This window comes from Chloroflexota bacterium, from assembly GCA_016875535.1.
Lineage (GTDB): Bacteria > Chloroflexota > Dehalococcoidia > SHYB01 > SHYB01 > VGPF01.
Window position 1 is genome coordinate 1 of record VGPF01000030.1, and the last position, 21,659, is coordinate 21,659.

The window sequence follows — 21,659 nt, forward strand, 5'->3', positions numbered from 1 at the left end:
TGAGCCGCTTCGCTTGATCGATGCGCAGGCCGCCGTACTCCCGTCGCCACCGATAGAAGGTCTGGTCGGTTACCCCAAGGACCTTGCACACCTGGGCCACGGTCTCTCCCCTGGCCAGGCGCACCTCCGCTTCCCGGAGCTTGTTGATGATCTCCTCTGCCGCAAACCGTTTCCTTGGCATCGCTGCCTCCCTTTCCGTCCAGGCATTTTCCCACTTTGCGCCTGGTCTAGTTTTTGGGGGGCAGGTCAATGCCGGGCCGGGGATTTTCCACGCGCACGGTGAGCGTGGCATCCTTCTCCACCTCGGCCTTTTGGCCGGCCTGGGCGGGAAGGATGAACGGGTCGGGCGAGCCGCCTGAGATGAGGACGCGCGTGTTGCCGCAATCGTTCGCAGGCGCCTGGGGAGCAGCGGCGGCAGCGGCCGTTGCAGCGCCAAAAGCCAGGGCAGAGACAAGAGCTACCGCCGCCAGGATGGGTCGAATGCCGTGGATCAAGGCCGTCCTCCAGTCCGCCCATCTTACCGCCGAGCGCAAGGGTTAAGACGCGCTGTATCGCACGCTGGCAGTCGCCGGGAGCGGCCCCTATAATGACAGCGCTTCGCTCCGGGAGAATCACGCGACGAGGGAGGCGGCATGGCATACGAGACATTGCTCTTTGAAAAGACGGGCCACAAGGCGGTCATCACGCTGAACCGGCCGCAGGCGCTGAATTCCTTCAACCGCGCCATGATGCGCGAGTTGGTGGAGGCGTGGGCGGCAGTGAAGAACGACGGAGACATCTGGGTGACGATCCTGACGGCGGTGGGCGATAAGGCCTTCTGCACGGGGATTGACGTGCGGGAGAGCGCGGCGGAAGTGGCGGCGATCGGCCACATGGAGCGGTGGAAGGATGTGCCGGGTTCCCGGGTCACCGCCAGGCAGAACGGCTGTTGGAAGCCCGTCATCACGGCCGTCAACGGCATGTGCGCCGGGGGCGGCCTCTACTTCGCCGGCGATAGCGATATCACCATCTGCTCGGAGAACGCTACCTTCTTCGATCCGCACGTCACCTATGGCCGCGTGACCGCCGTGGAGCCGGTGATGCTGACCCGGCGCATCCCCTTCGGCGAGGTGATGCGGATGTCGCTCATGGGGAGCGCCTGGCGGATGAACGCCCAGCGCGCCCACCAGATCGGCCTGGTGCAGGAAGTGGTGCCCGCGGCAAAGCTGATGGAGACGGCCCATGCGATGGCGGACGTGCTGGCGGAGCTGCCGCCGCTGACCTTGGCGGGAACGGTGGAGGCGATCTGGAAAGGGCTCGAGATGGACCGCCAGGCGGCGATGGACTACGGCCTGCTGGTAGCCCAGCGCAACGCATTCACGGAAGACCACGAAGAAGGCCGGCGCGCCTTTGCCGAAAAACGCAAGCCGCAGTACAAGAACCGCTAACCATCGCGTCATCCTGGGTGTCTTCGCGCACCCGGATGATGAGACGACCAGCTCCGCAGGAACGATGTGCCGCTATAGCAAGGAAGGCGTTCCCGTCCACATCATCAGCGCCACGCGCGGAGAGCAGGGCGCTTTGGGCACCAACGGCGTGACCTACACCCGGAAGGAACTGCCGGCCGTCCGGGAGCGTGAGCTGCGGGAGGCGCTGGCGCGCTACGGCGCGAACCCGCCGGTATTCCTGGGCTACCGCGACCAGGAAATGAAGGATGCGAACCCCAGGGAACTGGTGGGCAAAATCGAGGCGGAGATGCTGCGGGTGAGGCCGACGGCGGTGATCACCTTCGGGCCCCACGGCATCTCCAAGCACCCGGACCACACGGCTGTCCACAAAGCGACGAAGAAAGCGTTCGATTCGTACCGGAAGAAGACTGGCGCCGATGTATCGCTTCTCTACGTAGCCCTCCCGGGGAAGCGCGTAAAGGAGTTCAAGCTGGACCTGGACGGCCCTGAGACCAAACCGAACGTGACGATAGACATCACGCCGGACTTCCGGACGAAGATCTGGGGGCTGCGTAACTATCGCTCTCAGGAAGACGCCCAGTTCTTGGCGAAGATGTTCGAGGAGCGAAAGGTTACCCAAGAGTCGTTCCATCAGATCTACCCGCCGTTGCCGAAGGGAACGATGAAGACGAGGCTGTGGGAGTAGCGCTCCGCTTCGCCCCTTATTCGCATCCGAGGCTATAATCCTGCCAATCGTTCCTGGAGGCGCGCCATGTCCGGCAAGCTGCGGCTCTACCAAACCTCGTTCACCGTCTCGGATTTCGACCGCTCGATCGCCTTCTACCGCGATGTGCTGGGCATGACGGTGAAGCGCACCTTCCTCAAGGACGGGGAGACGCTGGGCGTGATGACTGGCTACCCCGGCACTCAGCTGCGCATCGCCATGCTTGCCGCCGGGGACCACGAGATAGAGCTGCTCCACTACATCCCGGCGGCCGGGAAGAAGCAGCCGCCGGAGCGGCGGGACATCGGCGCGGGACACATCGCGTTCCAGGTGGACGACATCGAGGCTGTGTATAAGGATCTCAAGGCGAAGGGCGTCCGGTTCGTTTCGCCGCCACAAGATTTCGGCGCGGCGAAGGCCTGCTATTTCACCGACCCGGACGGCATCACCCTAGAGCTAGTCCAGCGCATGCCGGGCTAGGGCGCGGGGCGCGGCGTCGTGAGCGAAACGCCGCCATCCACCACAATAGTGTGCCCGGTGACGTATGCGGCGAGGGCGGAGGCCAGGTAGACGGCCGCGCCGCCCATATCCTCCGGTGAGGCGAGGCGCTTCATCGGGTTTGCCTCTTCTACGGGCCTGAAGTCGCCCTTGGCCACGCGCTCCGTCATCTTCTCCGTGGCCGTCGTGGCGGGCGCGATGGCGTTGACGCGTATGCCATGGGGCGCGAGCTCCAAAGCGATGTTTTGGGTCAGATTGATGATGCCTGCCTTCGCAGCGCCGTAGGGAGAGAGGCCCTTCACCGCGCGGATGCCCGCCAGAGAGCTGATGTTGATGATGGAGCCGCGCACGCCCCTGGCGATGAAGGACTTGGCTTCCGCGTGGCAGCACCAGTAGGTGGCGCGCAGGTTGTTGGCGATGACATCTTCGAAGAAGTTGGGCGTGGCCTCCAGGAAGGGCGTGGGGCGATGGCCGGCCATGCTGCCGACGTTGTTGACGCAGATATCGAGGCGGCCCAGGCCCTTCACCGTCTCTTCGAGCATGCGCGCGACGCTTTCAGGCTTGCGAACGTCCACCTCGATAGCAAGGGCGCGATGGCCCATGCCGTGGACCTCGCGGGCGACCTTTTCAGCGCCGGGCTTGTCCACATCGGCGATGGCGATGTTGCAGCCGGCGCGGGCCAGCATGACGGCGCAGCCCCGGCCGATGCCGGCCGCGCCCCCGGTGACGAGGGCGACTTTCCCAGAGAGGCCGAGGAGGGACTGCTCCATGGCGGTTAGAGGGCCTTCTTTTCGAACTGGCCGCCTTTCATGACGGCCTTGATGCGGTTCTTGTCCTGCAGGACGGCGATATCCGCGGTCGGGTCGCCGTCCATCACTAACAAGTCGGCAAACTTCCCGGGGGCGACGGTCCCGAGGTCGCTGCCCAGGCCCATGAGCTCAGCGCCGTTCTTGGTGGCCCAGCGGATAACATCCAGAGGAGCGATGCCTGCGCGCTTGACGTAGATCTCCAGCTCCCGGGCGTAGCTCCCGTGGGGAAGCGCCACGGTGCCGTAATCGTCGCCGACGACCATCTTCACGCCGGCGGCGGTCGCCTCGGGGAGCATGGCGCACGTCTTCTCGAACTCATCGGCCACGATGCGCCACCTTAGCTGGTCAGCTTCGCCCCGGCGCTTAGCCTCTTCCAGCAGGCGCGAGGGATAGAAGATGCTGGGCGCGACGTAGGCCTTATTCTTCAGTATCCCTTCGATGGCTTCGCCGTCTATGGCGTCGGCATGATCGAGAAGGTCCACGCGAGCCTTGAGGCAGGCCATGATGCCCTTCTTGGAGACCACGTGTCCCCGGATGAGCTTGCCGCGCTCGTGGGCGGCATCGGCGGCGGCCTGCAGCTCATCCTGGCTGATGGCCATCTGCTCGGAGTCGCCGGGGACGCCGTGGCCCCATGTGACGTAGAGCTTGATGATATCGGCGCCGCGCTTAATCTCCTCGCGCACGCCGCGCCGAAAGGCGTCCGGCCCGTCACAGCGGAAGGCGATGCCCTCCAGGCCGACCTCCCACCAGTGAGGCACGTTGTCCACCACGCCCCCCGTAGTGACGACATCACGGCTGGCGGCGACGATGCGAGGCCCCTGGATGAGCTTATCCGCGATGGCCTTTTTCAGGACGGCGTCTATGTTGTGGACGGTGCTGGCGCCGATGTACGAGGTGTAGCCGCACATGAGGAGCTCGTGGACGTTCTTGGCCGCGACCATGGCGAGGTAGGCGGGCGGATGCTGGAGGTCTACGGGGCCTCCCCAGGTCCCGGCGTGCTGGTAGGTGGGATGGAAGTGGGCCATGACCATGCCGGGCATGAGGGACTTGCCGCCTAGATCGAAGCGGACATCCCCGGGAAGAGACGGCACCTTCTCGCCTCGAGGGGCAATGCGAGAGATGCGCTCGCCCTCCACCACAACCGTCGTGTTCTTCTGCGGCGGATGCTCGCCGTCTATGAGGTTGGCGTCGGCGAAGATGGTTCGGCCCATGGGAGTCTCCCGATGTGCGATGGGGCGATTGTAGGAGTCGTCCGGCGCAGGGTCAAGGGAAGGCGGCCGGCCCATCGCATTGCGGGGCGCGAAAGGCATGGGCATAATGGGGCCTTCGCTGAGGCGAACAGAGGAGGACACGATGTACAAGCAGACAACATCGCTGGCCGGCAAGGCGGCGGTGGTGACGGGGGCGGCCCAGGGGATAGGGAAGGCGATCGCGGAGTGCTACGCGGAGTTCGGCGCCAAGGTCGTGATCGTGGACATCCAGCCGAAGCCGCTGGCAGATGCCGAGCAGGCGATACGCAAGGCAGGCGGAACGGTCCTAGCCCTGCAGAAAGACGTGCGAAAGCAGGCGGACGTGGACAGCATCGTGCAGGCAACGGTGAAGCAGTTCGGCTCCATTGACGTGCTGGTGAACAACGTCGGCTGGACGAAACGAAAGCTCTTCATGGAGATGACGGACGAGGAGTGGATGGAGGCGATAGACGTGAACCTGGTGCAGGCGATGCGCTGCACGCGCGCCGCCGCGAAGGCGATGATGGCGAAGGGGACGCGCGGCTCCATCATCAACGTCACCACCATCGAAGGCTTCCGCGCGGCCCCGGGCTTTGCCCCCTATGCCGCAGCGAAGGCTGGCCTCACGAATTTCACGAAGACGATGGCGCTGGAGCTTGGTCCCTGGGGCATCCGCATCAACGCCATCGCGCCGGACGCCACGGTGACGCCGCGCATCCTGGAGATGCGGCCGGATTGGGCCAAGGGCTCCAAGCCGCCGCATATCCCCATGGGCCGCCGGGGCCAGCCGGAGGACCACGCCGGCGCGGCCCTCTACCTGGCCTCCGATATGTCGGCTTGGGTGACAGGCGAGACGATCCATGTGGGCGGCGGGACCTACGCCGCCTCAGGGTGGCGTCTGACCAACTCTGGCCACTGGAGCACAGACGGGATCAACGCCCAGGTCTATTCGGGAAAGCCCTTCGAGGGATAGGAAAGAGAGCGCACGATGGCAGGCAAAGGAAAGGCAATTGTGGCCGGTGGCGCGGGTGCCTTGGGACTCTCGATCGCGAGGGCATTGAGGAACGAGGGCTATGAGACGCACGTGACGGCGATTGACGCGCATGAAGAGTCGCGGTTCAAAGCATCGCCGGATGTGCAGGGGATCACGTGCCACATCGCGAACTTCGCCGATGGGGAGAGCGTCGAGGCGCTCTTCCGCAAGGTGGGCGGGCCGCTGGCAGCGATGGTGACGACGATCGGCGGGTTCGCGGCAGGGCCCATCGCGGAGCTGACGCCGGAGGGGATCGACAAGATGACGACGCTCAACGTGAAGACGACGCTGCTTGCGCTCAAAGGGGCCTACCCCTATCTGAAGCAGAATCCGGGCGGCGCGGGAGTCGTCGTCGTTGCGGCGCGGCCTGCGGCGCTCGGCGGGCCCGGGATGGCGCTCTACGCGGCGACGAAGGCCGCGGTGGCGAATATCGCGCTCTCGGCGGCGCAGGAGTGGCTGAAGGACGGCATCACTGTGAACGCCATCCTGCCTTCCACGATGGACACCCCCGCCAACAGGGCTGCGATGCCGAAGGCCGACTTCACCAAGTGGCCGAAGACCGATGAGGTGGCGCAGGTGGCGGCCTTCCTGGTAGGCGAGAAGGCGCGCATCGTGTCCGGGGGAGCGATCCCCGTCTACGGGAAGGCGTGACCGGAAAAGGGTCTATCCCTTCTAGCTGCGGTCGCGGACGACGACTTCGAGTTTGCCGGTGGCGGGGTCGAACATGAGACCGTGGACGGGCACGCTCTTTGGGATAAGCGGGTTCTTGCGGATGATCTTGGTGACGCGGCGCAGGTTGCCGTAGACGTCCTTGAAGGTCCCCAGCCATTCGGCGAGGCTGGGCTGAAGCTCTGTGATGGCTGATCGCGAGACGCCGCTGGCGAGCATCTTCTTCTCGAGCCTCTTCTCGTCTATCGTCCCCATGCCGCAATCCAGGTGGCCGATGACAAGGATCTCTTCGCATCCAAGGGCGTGAACGGCGACCACGAGGCTGCGGATGACTCCGCCCCTGGGGTCAATAACGGTAGTGCCAGCGTTCTTGATGATCTTGGCATCGCCGCGCTTGAGGCCGAGGGCAGGCTCAAGGAAGTCCACAAGGCGCGTGTCCATGCAGGTGAAGATGGCGATCTTCTTGGCAGGCGCGCGGCTCACGGGACGGGTGCGCTCTTCCACGAAGCGCTTGTTGTGTGCAAGAACGTCATCAAGCAGCGGCATGGGGATCTCCGAGAGTGTGGTGCAGGATCGCAACGCTATCCAAGATAACACAGGCGAAAGACGGCCGGTGGAAGCGGACCCTCTCCTCGCTGGCGAAACGAGGCCGCTCAACCTGACGAAAGTCGCGAGTGGCGCAGACGGAGGGAATTGCTGACAACGCTGACGGAGCTGAGGGCCATGGCCGCGGCGGCAAGGATGGGATTCAGGAAGCCCTGATCGCCGAAGGCGAAGTCCAGGGAGTCGGGAACGCCGCCGAGGGCGTTGAAGACGGGATAGAGGACACCGGCGGCGACGGGGATGAGGGCCACGTTATAGGCGAAGGCCCAAAAGAGGTTCTGTCTGATGGCGCGCATCGTCGCCTTGCTGAGGGCGATGGCGCGGGGAACGCCGCGCACATCGCCGCTCATGAGTGTGATGGCGGCCGTCTCCATCGCCACGTCCGCCCCCGTGCCGATGGCGATGCCCACATCGGCCTGGGCGAGGGCGGGCGCATCGTTGATGCCGTCGCCCACCATGGCGACGCGCTTCCCTTCGGCCTGCAGTCGTTTCACTTCATCGGCCTTGTGCTCAGGAAGGACTTGCGCCATCACGCGCTCAATGCCGAGCTCGCCTGCGATCGCCTTCGCCGTGCCTTCGGTGTCCCCGGTGACCATGACCACTTCGAGCCCCAGCGCTTTCAGGGAGGCGACGGCCTCCTTCGATTCGGGGCGGATCGTGTCGGCGATGGCGATGAGGCCGCGCACTTCGCCGTCCACAGCCACGTAGATCGGCGTCTTGCCCTGGGTGGAGAGGAGCTTCGCGCGGTCGCCGAGGCCGTCAACATGGAGCGACCATTCGGCCATAAAGAGGTCGTTGCCGATCAGGACGGCCTTGCCGTCCACCATCGCCTTGACGCCCAGGCCCGCTTCGGCGGCGAAGTCCTGCGGTTCGCTGAGCGAAATGCCGAGCTCCTTGGCATACTGAACGACGGCGAGCGCCAGGGGATGCTCCGAGCGTCGTTCCGCGGAGGCGGCCAGGGCCGCCAGGTCGCGCTCGGCCATGCCGGCGGCGATAACATCGGTCACGCGAGGCTTGCCCTGGGTCAGTGTGCCGGTCTTATCCAGCATCACGGCGTCCAGCTTGTGCGCCGTCTCAAGCGCTTCCGCGTTGCGGATAAGGATGCCGCTCTCCGCGCCGCGCCCCGTGCCTACCATGATCGCCGTGGGCGTCGCAAGGCCCAGGGCGCAGGGACAAGCGATGATGAGGACGGAGATGAAGGTGAGCAGGGCATAGGTGAGGACCGGCGACGGGCCGACGAGCATCCAGAGGAGGAAGGCCAGAGCGGCGACGGCGATGACCGCGGGGACGAAGATCGCGGCGATCTGATCGGCCAGGCGCTGGATGGGCGCCTTCGAGCCTTGCGCCTCCTGGACGAGGGCGACGATACGGGCGATGGCCGTCCCCTTGCCGATCTGCGTGGCGCGGAAGGTGATGCCGCCGGTGGTGTTGATCGTGCCTGCGTAGACATTCACGCCCTGGCTCTTGGTGACGGGGAGGCTTTCGCCGGTAAGCATCGCTTCGTCCACGGCGGAGCGGCCGCTGACCACAACGCCGTCTACGGGGATGCGCTCCCCCGGCTTCACGATGAGCAGGTCGCCGACCTTCACGGCGTTGATGAGCGTCTCTACTTCGCCGCCATCGGTGAGCACCGTCGCTGTCTTGGGCTGCATGCCCATGAGCTTCTTGATCGCGGAGGAGGTGCGGCTGCGGGCCGTCGCCTCCAGGTATCGGCCCAGAAGGATGAGGGCGATGATCACGATGGCCGTATCGTAGTAGACATCGGCCATGAGGCCGCCCCGCTCGAAGAAGCCCGGGGCGAAGGTGGCAACGACGCTGTAGGCCCAGGCGGCGACGGTGCCCACGGCGATGAGGGTGCTCATGTTGGCGGTGCGATGGCGGGCGGCGGACCATGCGCCCGTGTAGAACTGCCGGCCCGCCCAGAACTGGACGGGCGTGGCGATGACGAAGAGCGCCGTGAAGCGGGCCCTATCGCTCAGGTCATTTAGGCCGGGGATGACGTTGAAAGAGGCGAGCATGACGAACGCGCCGACGATCGCGCTGCTGACGAAGCGGCGCCGCAGGGCGCGGACCTCCCGGGCCTTGCGCAGGGCATCGGCATCCTCGCTCTCCTTCGATTCGGGGAGGAGCGTGTACCCGGCCTCGCTTACCGCCGAGGCAAGGGCGTCGAAAGTGACAAGGGATGGGTCGTACGCAACGCTGGCCCTTTCGGTCGCCAGGTTGACCGAGGCGGCAGAGACGCCGGGCGTCTCGCCCAGGGCGCGTTCCACGTGGCGCACGCAGGAGGCGCAGGTCATGCCCTGGACGGGGAACTCTTTCTTCTCAGTGGCAACAGGCATACGGCACCCGAGTGTGGAGAGGTTACGCCGCAATCTTCAGCGTGTAACCGGCCTTCTTCACGGCCTGGGCCATGGCCTCTTCCGTCGCCAGGGCGGGGTCGTAGGCGACCTTGGCGCGCTTGCGGAGGAGGTCCACCGCAATGGCCTTGACGCCGGGGACGCCGCGGATGGCCCTATCCACATGGCGGGCGCAGTTGCCGCAGGTCATGCCTTCAACGGGGATTTCCTTTTCGATAACGTTCTCCATATGTGCCTCCGTCGCTCGCGGGGGCAGCAACCCCGCGCGAGCTATTTCGTAGCCCTTCGCCCCGACAGATCGAGGCTCAGGGCGAGGAATCAGCGCTGTCGAACCGTGTAGAGGTCGCGGAGCTCGGCGACGATCTGCTTCTCGCGGCCTTCCCTGATGCCGTGAACGACACAGCTTTCCAGGTGACCGTCAAGCAGAAGAACCTCGAACTTTTCGATGGCGCGGCGGATGGCGTGGGTCTGCTTAAGGATGTCCACGCAGTAGCGGTCCTCTTCCACCATCTTCCGCACGCCGTCCAGATGCCCCTCGATGTAGGCCAGCCGCTTCATGGCTTCGCCCTTCGCACCGTTCTTCATCTGCCCTCCTTGCCTCCAAGGGTCAAACCCATACCCAGTGGGTATGGGTTTAACCTCAGTATGCGCCCCGATTTGCGGAGTGTCAAGGCAGCTTCCTATAATGCTTCCTGATTCAGCTACCGAAACGGAGCCAGTCATGTCCAACGGAACATTCGACGCGCGGGCCGCCGTGAAAAAGGCGGACGACCTTATTCAGAAGACGGCGGACGCCCTCCACGAACAGCTGGCGGAGATGGCCTCGCGTCTGGACCCCTTCCCATACTTCCTTGGGAGCCTGGAGGTGCGCGCGGTGGAGGCCGAGCCGGGAGCCTCCGAGCGGTCCGACCGCGGCTGCATTGTGGTCTGCCAAGACGGCGAACTCTACGAGTTCACGATGAAGATGCAGTCGGAGACGAGCTTCTCCGACCTGAGCATGAGCCGCGACGACTCAGTGAAGCGGATCGAGCTGCCGCCGCGGGACTATATCCCCTTTGCCTATAACGCGATCAAGGAGTTGGGGAAACTTATCGAGGAGCAGTCGGCGCGAGGGAAGAAGTACCGGTTCTAGGAGAAACCTCTCTCTTGGCCTTCTACGAGAGCTCCTGCCTCGAAGCTAGGCGCTGATGCGAAATCACGCATCGTACCTCGCCCCATCGGGGGAGAGTACCTCGAGAAGCATTTGTCCTCAGGCTGTATCCTCGGCCCCGATGCTTCCCGAGAGGTGAGGGGGCACAACTCTCCCTTGATAAGCTTTTTGCGCAAAGACCCTAGTTGCGGAGAGCGGCTAAAACATCGTTCGCCCATCAATACGTCAAAGAAAGACTACTGCGCCAGACGCCTACTTCCTATTGTTCCCGCCTGGCGACTTGTCCATCCGCGTGAAATCGTGGAGGGCGTCCACCCAGCGGACCGTGCCCGAGCGGGAGCGCATGACGATGGAGTGCGTCTCCGCGCCGCCGTTGAAGTAGCGCACGCCCTTCAGCATGTCGCCCCCGGTGACTCCCGTGGCCGCGAAGTAGACGTCGTCGCCGCCGCACAGCTCCTCCGTCGTGTAGACCTTGTTCAGGTCTATCCCCGCGGCCAGCGCCTTCTGCCTCTCCTTCTCGTCCTTGGGCCAAAGCTTCCCCTGGATCTCGCCGCCGACGCACCTGATGGCCGCCGCCGCGACGACGGCCTCGGGTGTGCCGCCGATGCCCATCAGCACGTCAATGGGACTGCCGGGCGTGGCGGCATGGATGGCCGCGGCGATATCGCCGTCGGAGATGAGGCGGACGCGCGCGCCGGCGGCCCGGATATCGGCGATGAGCTTGTCATGACGTGGGCGGTCGAGGACGATGACGATGAGCTCTTGGACGGGCTTCTTCTTCGCCTTGGCGATATTCTTGAGGTTCTCGGCCACGGGGGCGTTGATGTCAATCGCGCCGCGCGCATCCTTGTTGACAGCGAGTTTGTCCATGTAGACCACTTCCCTGGGGACGTGCATCGTCCCGCGAAGGGAGACGGCGATGGCGGAGATGGCGCCGGGAAGCCCCTTCGAGGTCAGGGTCGTGCCGTCTATCGGGTCCACGGCGATGTCCACCTTCGGCGTCGGGGCCGCGCCGAGCCTCTCGCCGATGTAGAGCATCGGCGCTTCGTCCTTCTCGCCCTCGCCGATGACGACGATGCCCTCCATTTGGATAGTGGCGAGGGTTGCGCGCATGGCGTCCACGGCGGCCTGGTCCACCAGGTTCTTATCGCCCATGCCCATGTACCGCCCGGCGGCTAGGGCTGCGGCCTCCGTCACGCGGATAAGGTCAATGCCGAAATGCGGAGCGATCTGGGCGATGGAGTTCGGCGGAGGCATGGCTATTCTCCCCAGGTAGGTTGCGTCAGCAGTCGCCGCGCCGCGGCGACCCATGCGCAGGGTCGCCGCAACGGTAGCGGGCCTATTATAATGGGGGGCCAATTTTGTGTGCTAGACAGGAGGCCGCTATGACTGCATCGGAACTCAACGGCATCGCCCGGGCGATGGTCGCCGAGGGAAAGGGCATCCTCGCCGCGGACGAGAGCACAGGAACGATCGAGAAGCGGCTGAAGAGCGTGGGGGCGGCGAACACGGAAGACAACCGGCGCGCCTGGCGGCAGCTCCTCTTCACCACGCCTGGCGCGGGGAAGTTCGTCAGCGGCGTCATCCTCTATGACGAGACGCTCCGCCAGAAGTCCACGGACGGCGTTCCCCTCGTAGAAGTGCTGACCAAGCAGGGTATCATCCCCGGCATCAAAGTGGACAAGGGCACGAAGCCCCTGCCCGGCTCGCCGGACGAGCTGATCACCGAAGGTCTCGATGGGCTGAAGGAGCGCCTGACCGAGTACCGCCAGCTTGGGGCGCGATTCACCAAGTGGCGCGCCGTCATCACCATCGGCAAGGGGATACCCTCGCGCTACTGCATCGAGACAAACGCCCACGCCCTGGCGCGCTACGCCAAGCTGAGCCAGGACGCGGGCCTTGTGCCCATGGTCGAGCCTGAAGTCCTTATGGACGGCGACCACGATATTGACCGCTGCGAACAGGTGACCGAGGCGACCCTCCACGCCGTCTTCAACGAGCTCTACGACCAGCGCGTCGTGCTGGAGGAGATGATCCTTAAGCCCAACATGGTCCTCTCCGGCGCCAAGGCCCCGAACCGCGCCTCCGCCAAGGAAGTGGCGGAGCGCACGGTGCGCTGCTTCAAGCGCACCGTCCCCGCGGCGGTCCCCGGCATCGCCTTCCTCTCAGGAGGCCAGGGCGACGACGAAGCGACGGTGAACCTGGACGCTATCAACCGCCTGCCGAACAAGGGGCCCTGGCAGCTGACCTACAGCTATGGCCGCGGCCTCCAGGCGACGCCGCTGAAGGCCTGGGCGGGGAACGCGGCGAATGTGAAGAAGGCGCAGGATGCCTTCTTCCACCGCGCGAAACTGACAGGCGCCGCGCGACAGGGCGCCTATACGCCGGAGATGGAAAAGGCGGCGGTCTAGGGAGAGACGGTATCCACTGAGAACACTGAAAGCGCTGAATAGTCTCGGGTAAGACAAAGCCGGAAGGGGAGAGAACATCTCCCCTTCTTTTTTATTTCCAGGTCCTGAGGGCGCGGGTGATGAAGAAGATGAGGACGAAGCCGAAGAGCGCCCAGAAGGCCGGATGGACGTAGAGGGCCAGAAGCGCAAGCCCCCAGGTGAGGCCGAAGAAGAGCCAGAACTCCAGGCGCTGTCGCAGGCCTCTCATTCCAGGATGATGTCGCCGCTCTTGCCGCCGCTCTTGCGGACGAGCCGGACGGCCTCGATGCGCATGCGGCGGTCCACGGCCTTGCACATATCGTAGATGGTCAGGCCAGCGATGGAGACCGCGGTCATCGCCTCCATCTCAACGCCCGTCTTCCCCGTTGTCTTGACGGTGGCCGTGATCTCCACGGCGTTGGGCGGCGCGGGCTGAAGCTCAACCGCGATGCTCGTTAGCGGCAGGGGGTGGCAGAGGGGAACCAGCTCGTGGGTCTTCTTGGCGGCCATGATGCCCGCCAGCCGCGCGACGGAGAGGACGTCGCCCTTCACAACTTTTCCTTTCTTGATGAGGGCGAGCGTCGCCGGCTCCATGGTGACGCGCCCCTTGGCGATGGCGACACGCTCCGTATCGGCCTTGTGGGAGACGTCCACCATCGCGGCCTTGCCGGAGGCGTCGAGGTGGGTAAGCGTGCGCTTCATCGGCGTCACAAATCCGCCGCCTTGCTGGCCAGGCGGTCCACCGCTTCCTGGATCGGGTGGCCGTTGTGGCCCTTGACCCATTCGAAGCGAACCTTGCGCTTCATCACCAGGCGGTCGAGCCGAGCCCAGAGGTCGTGATTGGCGCGGCGCTTCCAGCCCTGCATCATCGTGTTCACCACGTAGAGGCTGTCGCTGAAAAGCGCGATCTCCGAGCCTGCGGGCGTGTGCTCCAAGCCCTCGATGGCGGCGGTGACCTCCATGCGCTGGTTCGTCGTGTGCGCCACAGGGCCGCCGAAGTAGGGCTGTCTATTCCCCGCCTCGTCTATGACGATGGCGGCCCAGCCCCCGGGGCCGGGATTGCCCTTGCAGGCGCCGTCTGTGTAGACCTGGATCATCACGCAGACATTCTAGCGCAGGAGGTTGCGACGCGGAACGTGGGAACTCTGGAACATAGGAACGTAGAGAAAGATAAGGAGGGCGCTACTTCGTCTGGTGAAGCAAGCGCTCAAGGATCTTCCGCGCCTTCGCCGCCGCCTTGCCCCGGTGGCTGATGGCGTTCTTCTCCTCCATCGTCATCTCCGCCATATGGCGCCACATGCCCTCCACGATGAAGATGGGGTCGTAGCCGAAGCCGGTTCGTCCCTTGGACTCCCGGGCGATGCGCCCCTCGCACGTCCCTTCGGCCGTCTGCACGGGCAGGCCGGGGCCTGCGATGGCGATGACACACCGGAAGCGGGCCTGGCGTTTGCCATCCGGGACCTTCGCCATGTTCTTCAGCAGCAGCTCGTTGCGCTCGATATCGGAGGCGTGCTCCCCCGCATACCGGGCCGACTTCACGCCAGGCTCGCCGTTCAGGGCGTCCACCTCCAGGCCGGAATCGTCGGCCAGGGTCAGGAGCCCCGTCATGCGCGCATATTCGGTTGCTTTCAAAACGGCGTTCTCAGGAATCGTGGAGGCCGTCTCATCCACAGCCTGGGTAATACCCGCCTCCTTGAGAGTGCTTATGTCAACAGGCAGATTGCCGAGAAGGGTGCGGTATTCGCGAAGCTTGCCCTGGTTGTTCGTGGCAAGGAGCAGCTTTTGGCGGGGGGAGGACATTAGCCGCCGATCTGGTACATCTCGATCTTCTTGCCGCCGGGCTTATCGAGGGAGGCGCGTATCTCGGAATAGCGGTCTTCCCGGCTCTTCCACACGCCGCTCACCATCGTCTCGATCTCGGCGTCCGAGGCCCCGGCGCGCAACGGCTCGCGTAGGTCCTTGCCCTTCGTTCCGAAGAGGCACGTGAAGAGCTCGCCCTGGGGCGAAAGGCGCGCCCGGGTGCAGGTGGCGCAGAAGGGCTGCGTCACGGAGGAGATGACGCCGATCTCGCCGCTGCCGTCCGCGTAGCGCCACCGCTCGGCGACCTCGCCGTAGTAGTTGGCCTCTACAGGCTCCAGGGGCCAGACGGCGCTGAGCCTCGCGATTACTTCAGCCGATGGGACCACCATCTCCGGCTTCCACTTGTTGATGTTGCCCACGTCCATGAACTCGATGAAGCGCACGATGTGCCCCGTGCCCTTGAAGCGCCGCGCCAGCTCCACGATCGTCTGGTCGTTGACGCCGCGCTGGACGACGGCGTCAATCTTGATCGGCCGCAGGCCCGCGGCCTCGGCGGCGGCGATCCCCTCCAGGACGCGCTTCACGCCGTAGCCGCGCCCGTTCATCCTGCCGAAGATCTCGTCGTCCAGCGTATCCAGGCTGACCGTGATGCGCTTTAGCCCGGCCGTTTGCAGCGCCTGGGCCTTTTCGGCCAGGAGGTAGCCGTTGGTCGTCATCGCCAGGTCTTCCACCCCTTCGATTTTCGCCAGAAGCGCCACCAGCTCCTCGATGTTGGAGCGCACGAGCGGCTCGCCGCCCGTGAGCCGCAGCTTGCGCGCGCCGAGCTTCACAAAGATGCGCGCCAGCCGCGCGATCTCCTCATAGGAGAGGACGGCCGACTTGGGGAGGAAGTGATAGCGCTCGCCGTAGATCTCGGCAGGCATACAGTAGGTGCAGCGGAAGTTGCACCGGTCGGTGACGGAGATGCGCAGGTCGTGCAGCGGCCTGCGCAGGCGGTCAACCACGGCGCCTGCGGCGGCGTTCGGAAGGGATGGCGTGGCCTGGGAGGTCGTTGGGGCCATAGGGAAATGGTAGAGGGGCGAAGGCCGGATGTCTAGGGTAAAGAGAAGCAGGGATCAAGCGAACGCGTGGACGTTCTTCTTCTGCTCGGCGGGCTGGGACCTCTTGGCAGGCGCGCCGAAGGGGAGGTGCTCGCCCCAGACCTCCCGGAGGACATCGGAGATCTCGCCGAGGGTGGCGTGGGCGCGAACGGCGTCCAGGATAAAGGGCATGAGGTTGCTTTCGCCCCTGGCCGCGGAGGCAAGGGCGGCGAGGCGCTGCTCCGCCAGGCGCTTATCCCGTGAGGCGCGTATCTTGCGCAGGCGCGCGATCTGCTTCTTCTCGCCCTCGGCGTCCATGACCAGCAGCGGGATCTTCTGCGGCTCGTCCGTCACATAGTCGTTCACGCCGACGATGATGCGCTGCTTTTTCTCTACCTCGCGCTGGTAGCGGTAGGCCGCATCGGCGATCTCCCGATGGAAGAAGCCGTTTTCGATGGCGGGGATCAGCCCGCCCAGCCGCTCGATCTCCTTGAAATAGTCGTACGCCTGCCGCTCAAGCTCATCCGTCAGCTTCTCGATGAAGTAGCTGCCGCCCAAGGGGTCAACGGTGTTCGTGACGCCGCTCTCGTGGGCGATGATCTGCTGCGTGCGCAGCGCGATGGTGACGGCCTTCTCCGAAGGCAGGGCCAGCGCCTCATCGAGGGAGTTGGTGTGCAGCGATTGTGTCCCGCCCAGGACTGCCGCCAGGGCCTGGAGCGTCACCCGGGCGACGTTGTTCTCCGGCTGCTGTGAGGTGAGCGAGCAGCCTGCCGTCTGCGTATGGAACCGCAGCCAGAGGGAGCGGTCGCTCTTCGCCCCGAAGCGATGCCGCAGCTCCCGCGCCCAGATGCGCCGGGCGGCCCGGTATTTGGCGATCTCCTCGAAGAAATCACTGTGGGCGTTGAAGAAGAAGCTCAGGCGCGGCGCGAAGTCGTCCACATCCATGCCGCGCTTCACGCACGCCTCCACGTAGGCGAAGCCGTCGGCCAGCGTGAAAGCCAGCTCCTGGGCCGCCGTGGAGCCCGCCTCGCGGATGTGGTAGCCGCTGATGCTGATGGGGTTCCACTGGGGGACGTGCTTGGAGGCATATTCCACAGTGTCCACCACGAGCCGCAGCGATTGCTGGGGCGGGAAGATGAACTCGTTCTGCGCCGTGTATTCCTTGAAGATGTCGTTCTGGATCGTGCCCCGCAGCCGCTCGAACCCCACGCCCTGCTTCTCAGCGGCGACGAGGTACATGGCCCAGATGATGGCCGCCGGGCCGTTGATCGTCATGGAGGTGCTCACGTCGCCCAGGGGGATGCCGCCGAAAAGGGTCTCCATGTCGGCCAGCGAGGAGACGGCGACGCCGCACTTGCCGAACTCGCCCCGCGAAAGCTCGTGGTCCGTGTCATAGCCCATCAGCGTGGGCATGTCGAAGGCGACGGAGAGGCCCGTCTGGCCGTTGGCCAGCAGATACTTGTAGCGCCCGTTGGTCTCCTCCGCCGTGCCGAAGCCGGAGAAGAGGCGCATCGTCCACAGCTTCCCCCGGTAGCCCGTCGGGTGGATGCCGCGCAGGTACGGATACTCGCCCGGCAGGCCCTCCTGCTCGTCGAAGTCGCGCTCCGCGAGGTCGGATGCGCTGTAGACGCGCTTCACCGGCACGCCCGAAATGGTCGTGAAGAGGCCGGGGCGCTCCTGGGCCTTCCCGTTGCGCTTCGTGGCCGCCCCTTCGCGCTCCATCAGCCTCTTCAGCCACGTCTTGCTGAACAAACGTCGCTCCTCGCCGCAGGCTCCTGACCCGGCCAGTCTAGCAACGCCTTCCCAGGGGTGTCAATGAAAGCGCAAGGGGTATAAGAGGAGGTGATAGAGCGCCGCGACGGGAGATGAACAGGCCTACGGATCGGCAGCCGGGTCCACCGGCTCTCCCCACAAAACTTTTGTCGCTCGGTCAAAGTCCCTCTCTTGGACAAGGATGCGGATGGGCTCGGCCCGGACCTTTCGATAGTAGGTAACTTCGGGGCGCGCGATCCGGAAGGCGATGCCGGCCTCCCTCAATCGGTGAAACGCATCCTCCGTATCCGCCGAAGACTCGGTGGAGGCCAAGTGCACCCACTCGTCTTGTTGCTGTTGCTCATCCTCTCGCATAAGAGTTCCTGGCGGAATCCTAGCATAGAGTACTCGGTATCATGCCGATGAACCAAGGCCGCGCAAGGGGAGGCTATCCACAACATTCCCAAGCCGTCTCGTGACTCGCCCGTATTTTCGCCACCACCTCTTCCTCAGGCAATGCTCTGGTATCTCTCCTCCTTGTAGGGGCTGGCCTTCCCTTTCCAAAAGGGCTCCGATTCCATCGGAGAGGCCAGGGAGAGGTCTCCTATTCCCACTCCCTTCATCTTCGTCCGCTCCCCATTCTTATGGCCTGCGCTTATTCCTATGAGCTGCGCTCGTCCTCTCGCTGTGCTCTTCCTAGAGCAACGAAAGTCTCCCCCTCGTCTCACCCATGACACATTCCGCTACAATGGCTCGCCGGAGCACCTATGGCGATCAACAAAGTCTTCCCCTCCTTCGCCGCCGCCGTCGCCGATATACGAGACGGCGCCACGGTGATGATCGGCGGCTTCGCCGGCCCTGGCGGCATGCCCAGCAACCTCATCTTGGCCCTGCGCAACCACGGCGCCAAGAACCTCACCCTCATCAGCAACACCGCAGGACTCCCCGGCTTCGCCGCCCACAAGGGCCAAACGATCATCAACCAGTCTGTCCTCTTCGAGAACAAGCAGGTTAAGAAGCTCATCGCCACCTATCCCGTGCCGCGCTCCATGTCCATCGTCAGCGCCTTCCAGAAGGAATGGCAGGCGGGCAACGTGGAGCTGGAAGTGGTGCCCCAGGGCACCTACGCCGAGCGCCTCAGAGCGGGCGGCGCGGGCATCGCCGCCTTCTATACGCCGACGGCGGTGGGTACCGACCTCGCCAAGGGCAAAGAGGTCCGCACCTTCGACGGTCGCGACTACGTGCTGGAGCGCGCGCTCAAGGCCGACTTCGCCCTCATCCACGCTCACAAGGCCGACACCATGGGAAACCTGGTCTACCGGGGAACCTCCCGCTCCTTCAATGTGCATATGGCTGCGGCCGCCAGAGTAACCATCGTGGAGGTGGACGAGCTGGTGGAAGCGGGTGCCCTGGACCCGGAGCATATCGTGACGCCGGGCCTCTATGTGAAGCGGATCGTGGTGCGGAAGAAGGATCAGCGATGAAACAGCCCCTGGACCACGAGACGATGGCGATGCGCGCGGCGCGGGAGCTGCAAGACGGCGATGTGGTGAACCTCGGCATCGGCATCCCGGGGATGGCCTCCAACTTCGTCCCGGAAGGCCGCACCGTCATCTTCCATAGCGAAAGCGGCGTCTTGGGCTTCGGCCCCTTGGTGGACGAGCCTGAGGGAGACGTGGACCTCATCAACGCAGGCGGGCAGTTCATCAGCGGCCTGCCCGGGATGAGCTTCTTCAGCCCGGCCGACGCCTTCGCCATGATCCGCGGCGGGCATGTTGACGTGACCATCATCGGCGGCCTCCAGGTCTCCGAGAAGGGCGACCTGGCGAACTGGATGATGCCCAACCGGGGCATCGGCAACGTCGGCGGGGCGATGGACCTCGCCGCCGGCGCGCGCAAGATCATCGTCACGATGGAGCACGTGACCAAGGACGGCCAACTGAAGATCGTGAGGCGGTGCAGCTACCCGCTCACGGGCCTCGCCTGCGTCAACCTCATCATCACGGACCAGGCCGTGATCGAAGTGACCCCCAAGGGGCTCCTCCTCCTTGAGACGGCGCCGGGCTACACGCCCGACGATATTCAGAAGGTGACCGAGCCGAAGCTCCTCATCGCGAAGGACGTGAAAGAAGTCTCCCTCTAGGCCCTCGCCTAGATGGGGGTCCGTCATCCTGATAGGGGCTCGGCCTCAGGCCGGCCCGCCATCCGCCTATCTCGGTAGCCCAAGTCCCCTCGTCGCGATGATGTTGCGCTGGATCTCCGATGTCCCCGCCCGGATGCTGTTGGCAACGGCATCCAGGTGCTTGCGCAGGACCTTGCCGCGCAAGAGGGCGTGCGCCGAGCCGCGCTCCAGGGTGGCGTTGATCCCCAGCGCCTGCATGAAGACGTTCGTGGCGCGCTGGCCCGCTTCGCTCGTGTAGAGCTTGCCGACCGACGACTCGTAGTTCGGCACCTTCCCCCTGCTCTGCATCCACGCGACGCGATAACAGAGGTTTCGGCCCACCGCGATCTCCGTCGCGATTCCCGCCAGCCGGTGGCGCATGACCGGGTCCTCCAGCGCAGGGCGTGCCCCGATGCGGACGCCGCGCGCCGCCTCGATCACTTCGTTGAAGAGCATCGTCTCATGCACCACGCGCTCGATCCCCGAGCGCTCGAAATCGAGATTGTGAGCCACGGTGTACCAGCCCCGGTCCACCTCGCCGACGATGGCGCCGTGGGGCACCCGCACATCCTGGAAGAAGACTTCGTTCATCCGGGAGCCCGCCATTGTGTAGAAGGGGCGGATGGAGAGGCCCGGCGTCTTTTTGAGCGGGATGATGAAGACGCTCACGCCGCGATGCTTGGGCGCGTCCGGGTTGGTGCGGACCGCCGTCCAGATGTAGTCCACAAGATGGGAGCCGCCCGCCCACATCTTCTGTCCGTTCACGATCCAATCGTCGCCGTCGCGCCGCGCATGGGTCTTCAGCCCCGCCAGGTCGGAGCCGGTATTCGGCTCCGTGTAGCCGATGGCGAAGCCAAGCTCGCCCGCCAAGATCTTGGGGATGTAGAAAGCCTTCTGCTCGGGAGAGCCGAACTGCAGGATGCTGGGGCCCATCTGCCGCTCGGCGGGCAGGTGATAGCCGCACGGCGCCTTGTTCAGCGCCATCTCCTCGCTGAAAATCATCTGCTCGATGTAACCCAGGCCTTGCCCGCCGTACTGCTTCGGCCACGCCAGGCCGATCCAGCCCTTCTTCCCCAGCTCCCGGGAGAATGCCGGCGAGTAGCGCGTATCTTCCGACTCCACCTCGCTGACGCCCGCGAAGTCGCGCCCCACTTGGAAGCGCGGGAGGACGCCGGCGAGCCAGTCGCGCACTTCCCGTCGGAAGGCCTGCTGTTGAGGGGTAAAGCGAAAGTCCATAGGAGCGGAAACGATTATAGGAAGGGGAGGAAAGGGCGGGCAAGGCAAACAAAGAGCAACCAGTTACGGCTTGCGGAGATTTGACAATGACCCCACGCCATACTACCCTTACACCCTAAGGGTGTATCTTGGACATCGAATATGCCACAGGCAAGCTTGCTGCGGCAGCACGCAGCTATCAAGAGGCTCTCCGGCTTTATGGCACTATCATCGGACGCAAATACCATCAGCGATTGATGGTTTTGCGGTCGGTTGGGACCGTGGAGGAGCTCTACGGACACCGAGCGCTTCGCCTTCACCCGCTGAAAGGTGACCGTGCTGGACAGCTTGCCTTGACATTGACCGGAAACTACCGACTTGTCATCGAGAAAGTCAGGAAAGACACTGTACGCATCATGAGCGTGGAGGACTACCATGGCGACTAAGCTTCAGCCGCTCCCAAACGGTGCCATACCGCCTGGAGAATATCTTCTGGAAGAACTCGAAGCCCGTGGGATAACGCAAAAAGAGTTGGCGCGGCGGATGCGGCGGCCTCTGAACGCCATCAACGAAATCATCAACGGCAAAAAGGCCGTCACGGCGGAGACAGCCCTACAGCTCGAATCGGTGATGCCTGAGATACGCGCGCGATTTTGGCTGAACCTTGAGACGGAACACCAGTTGGCAAAAGCCCTGCAGAAAAAGCGCCGGGTTGGGTAGCATC

General features: G+C 64.6%; 26 protein-coding genes. 11 read left to right on the top strand and 15 right to left on the bottom strand.

What is annotated here, in order from left to right; translation table 11 throughout:
* Together FJ039_08785 and FJ039_08790 are read right to left on the bottom strand one after the other, a co-directional pair.
* Positions 1-292, bottom strand: a 292-nt coding sequence (locus tag FJ039_08785) for a transposase (protein ID MBM4406257.1), incomplete at its 3' end; no start/stop codon positions are given.
* Positions 228-494, bottom strand: a complete 267-nt coding sequence (locus FJ039_08790; protein MBM4406258.1) for a hypothetical protein — start codon at positions 492-494, stop codon at positions 228-230. The genes FJ039_08785 and FJ039_08790, both read right to left, overlap by 65 nt.
* Positions 495-632: 138 nt before the next feature.
* Here FJ039_08790 and FJ039_08795 point away from each other — a divergent pair, with 138 nt between their 5' ends.
* The 3 genes from FJ039_08795 (at position 633) to FJ039_08805 (ending at position 2,631) form a co-directional block, all read left to right on the top strand.
* Positions 633-1,427 (top strand): enoyl-CoA hydratase/isomerase family protein, encoded by a 795-nt coding sequence (locus FJ039_08795; protein MBM4406259.1) that lies wholly within the window; start codon positions 633-635, stop codon positions 1,425-1,427.
* Positions 1,390-2,133, top strand: a complete 744-nt coding sequence (locus FJ039_08800; protein MBM4406260.1) for a PIG-L family deacetylase — start codon at positions 1,390-1,392, stop codon at positions 2,131-2,133. The genes FJ039_08795 and FJ039_08800 overlap by 38 nt, the downstream gene beginning before the upstream one ends.
* Positions 2,134-2,199: 66 nt before the next feature.
* Positions 2,200-2,631, top strand: coding sequence for a VOC family protein (locus FJ039_08805; protein MBM4406261.1), 432 nt, complete (start codon positions 2,200-2,202; stop codon positions 2,629-2,631).
* Here the strand turns inward: FJ039_08805 and FJ039_08810 are convergent.
* Together FJ039_08810 and FJ039_08815 are read right to left on the bottom strand one after the other, a co-directional pair.
* On the bottom strand, positions 2,628-3,419 hold the full coding sequence (locus tag FJ039_08810) for an SDR family oxidoreductase (GenBank protein MBM4406262.1): 792 nt from the start codon (positions 3,417-3,419) through the stop codon (positions 2,628-2,630). The two genes, FJ039_08805 and FJ039_08810, sit on opposite strands and share 4 nt — an antisense overlap.
* A 5-nt stretch (positions 3,420-3,424) precedes the next feature.
* The gene (locus FJ039_08815) at positions 3,425-4,774 is read right to left on the bottom strand and encodes an amidohydrolase family protein (GenBank protein MBM4406263.1); all 1,350 of its coding nucleotides are present in this window, start codon (positions 4,772-4,774) and stop codon (positions 3,425-3,427) included.
* Here FJ039_08815 and FJ039_08820 point away from each other — a divergent pair.
* The gene (locus FJ039_08820; protein ID MBM4406264.1) at positions 4,767-5,660 is read left to right on the top strand and encodes an SDR family oxidoreductase; all 894 of its coding nucleotides are present in this window, start codon (positions 4,767-4,769) and stop codon (positions 5,658-5,660) included. The two genes, FJ039_08815 and FJ039_08820, sit on opposite strands and share 8 nt — an antisense overlap.
* 15 nt (positions 5,661-5,675) lie before the next feature.
* Positions 5,676-6,371: an SDR family oxidoreductase gene (locus FJ039_08825; protein ID MBM4406265.1), complete on the top strand. Its 696-nt coding sequence runs from the start codon at positions 5,676-5,678 to the stop codon at positions 6,369-6,371.
* 21 nt (positions 6,372-6,392) lie between these two features.
* Here FJ039_08825 and FJ039_08830 read toward each other — a convergent pair whose 3' ends face one another.
* From FJ039_08830 to FJ039_08845, 4 genes are all read right to left on the bottom strand, one after another.
* On the bottom strand, positions 6,393-6,935 hold the full coding sequence (locus tag FJ039_08830; protein ID MBM4406266.1) for a carbonic anhydrase: 543 nt from the start codon (positions 6,933-6,935) through the stop codon (positions 6,393-6,395).
* 107 nt (positions 6,936-7,042) lie between these two features.
* A complete protein-coding gene (locus FJ039_08835) occupies positions 7,043-9,331 on the bottom strand; it encodes a copper-translocating P-type ATPase (protein MBM4406267.1) in 2,289 nt (762 codons plus the stop codon).
* Positions 9,332-9,353: 22 nt separating this feature from the next.
* Positions 9,354-9,578 carry a heavy-metal-associated domain-containing protein gene (locus FJ039_08840; GenBank protein MBM4406268.1) on the bottom strand — a complete coding sequence of 75 codons (225 nt, stop codon included), beginning with the start codon at positions 9,576-9,578 and terminating at the stop codon, positions 9,354-9,356.
* Between the two features lie 89 nt (positions 9,579-9,667).
* The gene (locus FJ039_08845) at positions 9,668-9,934 is read right to left on the bottom strand and encodes a metal-sensitive transcriptional regulator (GenBank protein MBM4406269.1); all 267 of its coding nucleotides are present in this window, start codon (positions 9,932-9,934) and stop codon (positions 9,668-9,670) included.
* Between the two features lie 136 nt (positions 9,935-10,070).
* Here FJ039_08845 and FJ039_08850 point away from each other — a divergent pair, with 136 nt between their 5' ends.
* Complete coding sequence (locus tag FJ039_08850) at positions 10,071-10,481, top strand: hypothetical protein (GenBank protein ID MBM4406270.1); 411 nt, start codon at positions 10,071-10,073, stop codon at positions 10,479-10,481.
* A gap of 270 nt (positions 10,482-10,751) precedes the next feature.
* Here FJ039_08850 and glpX read toward each other — a convergent pair whose 3' ends face one another.
* A complete protein-coding gene (gene glpX, locus FJ039_08855) occupies positions 10,752-11,756 on the bottom strand; it encodes a class II fructose-bisphosphatase (GenBank protein MBM4406271.1) in 1,005 nt (334 codons plus the stop codon).
* Between the two features lie 128 nt (positions 11,757-11,884).
* Here glpX and FJ039_08860 point away from each other — a divergent pair, with 128 nt between their 5' ends.
* Positions 11,885-12,910: a fructose-bisphosphate aldolase class I gene (locus FJ039_08860; protein MBM4406272.1), complete on the top strand. Its 1,026-nt coding sequence runs from the start codon at positions 11,885-11,887 to the stop codon at positions 12,908-12,910.
* A gap of 243 nt (positions 12,911-13,153) precedes the next feature.
* Here FJ039_08860 and moaC read toward each other — a convergent pair whose 3' ends face one another.
* The 5 genes from moaC to FJ039_08885 form a co-directional block, all read right to left on the bottom strand.
* Positions 13,154-13,711, bottom strand: a complete 558-nt coding sequence (gene moaC, locus FJ039_08865) for a cyclic pyranopterin monophosphate synthase MoaC (GenBank protein MBM4406273.1) — start codon at positions 13,709-13,711, stop codon at positions 13,154-13,156.
* Positions 13,636-14,025, bottom strand: a complete 390-nt coding sequence (locus tag FJ039_08870; protein ID MBM4406274.1) for a ribonuclease HI — start codon at positions 14,023-14,025, stop codon at positions 13,636-13,638. The genes moaC and FJ039_08870 overlap by 76 nt, the downstream gene beginning before the upstream one ends.
* An 85-nt stretch (positions 14,026-14,110) precedes the next feature.
* Positions 14,111-14,728 carry an XTP/dITP diphosphatase gene (locus tag FJ039_08875; GenBank protein ID MBM4406275.1) on the bottom strand — a complete coding sequence of 206 codons (618 nt, stop codon included), beginning with the start codon at positions 14,726-14,728 and terminating at the stop codon, positions 14,111-14,113.
* Complete coding sequence (moaA, locus tag FJ039_08880) at positions 14,728-15,789, bottom strand: GTP 3',8-cyclase MoaA (protein MBM4406276.1); 1,062 nt, start codon at positions 15,787-15,789, stop codon at positions 14,728-14,730. The genes FJ039_08875 and moaA overlap by 1 nt, the downstream gene beginning before the upstream one ends.
* Positions 15,790-15,843: 54 nt before the next feature.
* Positions 15,844-17,529, bottom strand: a complete 1,686-nt coding sequence (locus tag FJ039_08885; protein MBM4406277.1) for a methylmalonyl-CoA mutase — start codon at positions 17,527-17,529, stop codon at positions 15,844-15,846.
* Positions 17,530-18,332: 803 nt separating this feature from the next.
* Here FJ039_08885 and FJ039_08890 point away from each other — a divergent pair.
* Together FJ039_08890 and FJ039_08895 are read left to right on the top strand one after the other, a co-directional pair.
* Positions 18,333-19,043 carry a CoA transferase subunit A gene (locus FJ039_08890; protein MBM4406278.1) on the top strand — a complete coding sequence of 237 codons (711 nt, stop codon included), beginning with the start codon at positions 18,333-18,335 and terminating at the stop codon, positions 19,041-19,043.
* Positions 19,040-19,702 carry a 3-oxoacid CoA-transferase subunit B gene (locus FJ039_08895; GenBank protein MBM4406279.1) on the top strand — a complete coding sequence of 221 codons (663 nt, stop codon included), beginning with the start codon at positions 19,040-19,042 and terminating at the stop codon, positions 19,700-19,702. The genes FJ039_08890 and FJ039_08895 overlap by 4 nt, the downstream gene beginning before the upstream one ends.
* Positions 19,703-19,768: 66 nt before the next feature.
* Here the strand turns inward: FJ039_08895 and FJ039_08900 are convergent, their stop codons facing one another.
* The gene (locus FJ039_08900; GenBank protein MBM4406280.1) at positions 19,769-20,956 is read right to left on the bottom strand and encodes an acyl-CoA dehydrogenase; all 1,188 of its coding nucleotides are present in this window, start codon (positions 20,954-20,956) and stop codon (positions 19,769-19,771) included.
* 128 nt (positions 20,957-21,084) lie between these two features.
* Between FJ039_08900 and FJ039_08905 the strand changes: the two genes are divergently transcribed.
* Entirely contained in the window at positions 21,085-21,381 is a 297-nt protein-coding gene (locus FJ039_08905; protein ID MBM4406281.1) for a killer suppression protein HigA, read from the top strand.
* On the top strand, positions 21,371-21,655 hold the full coding sequence (locus FJ039_08910; GenBank protein MBM4406282.1) for a HigA family addiction module antidote protein: 285 nt from the start codon (positions 21,371-21,373) through the stop codon (positions 21,653-21,655). The genes FJ039_08905 and FJ039_08910 overlap by 11 nt, the downstream gene beginning before the upstream one ends.
* Positions 21,656-21,659: the final 4 nt, after the last annotated feature.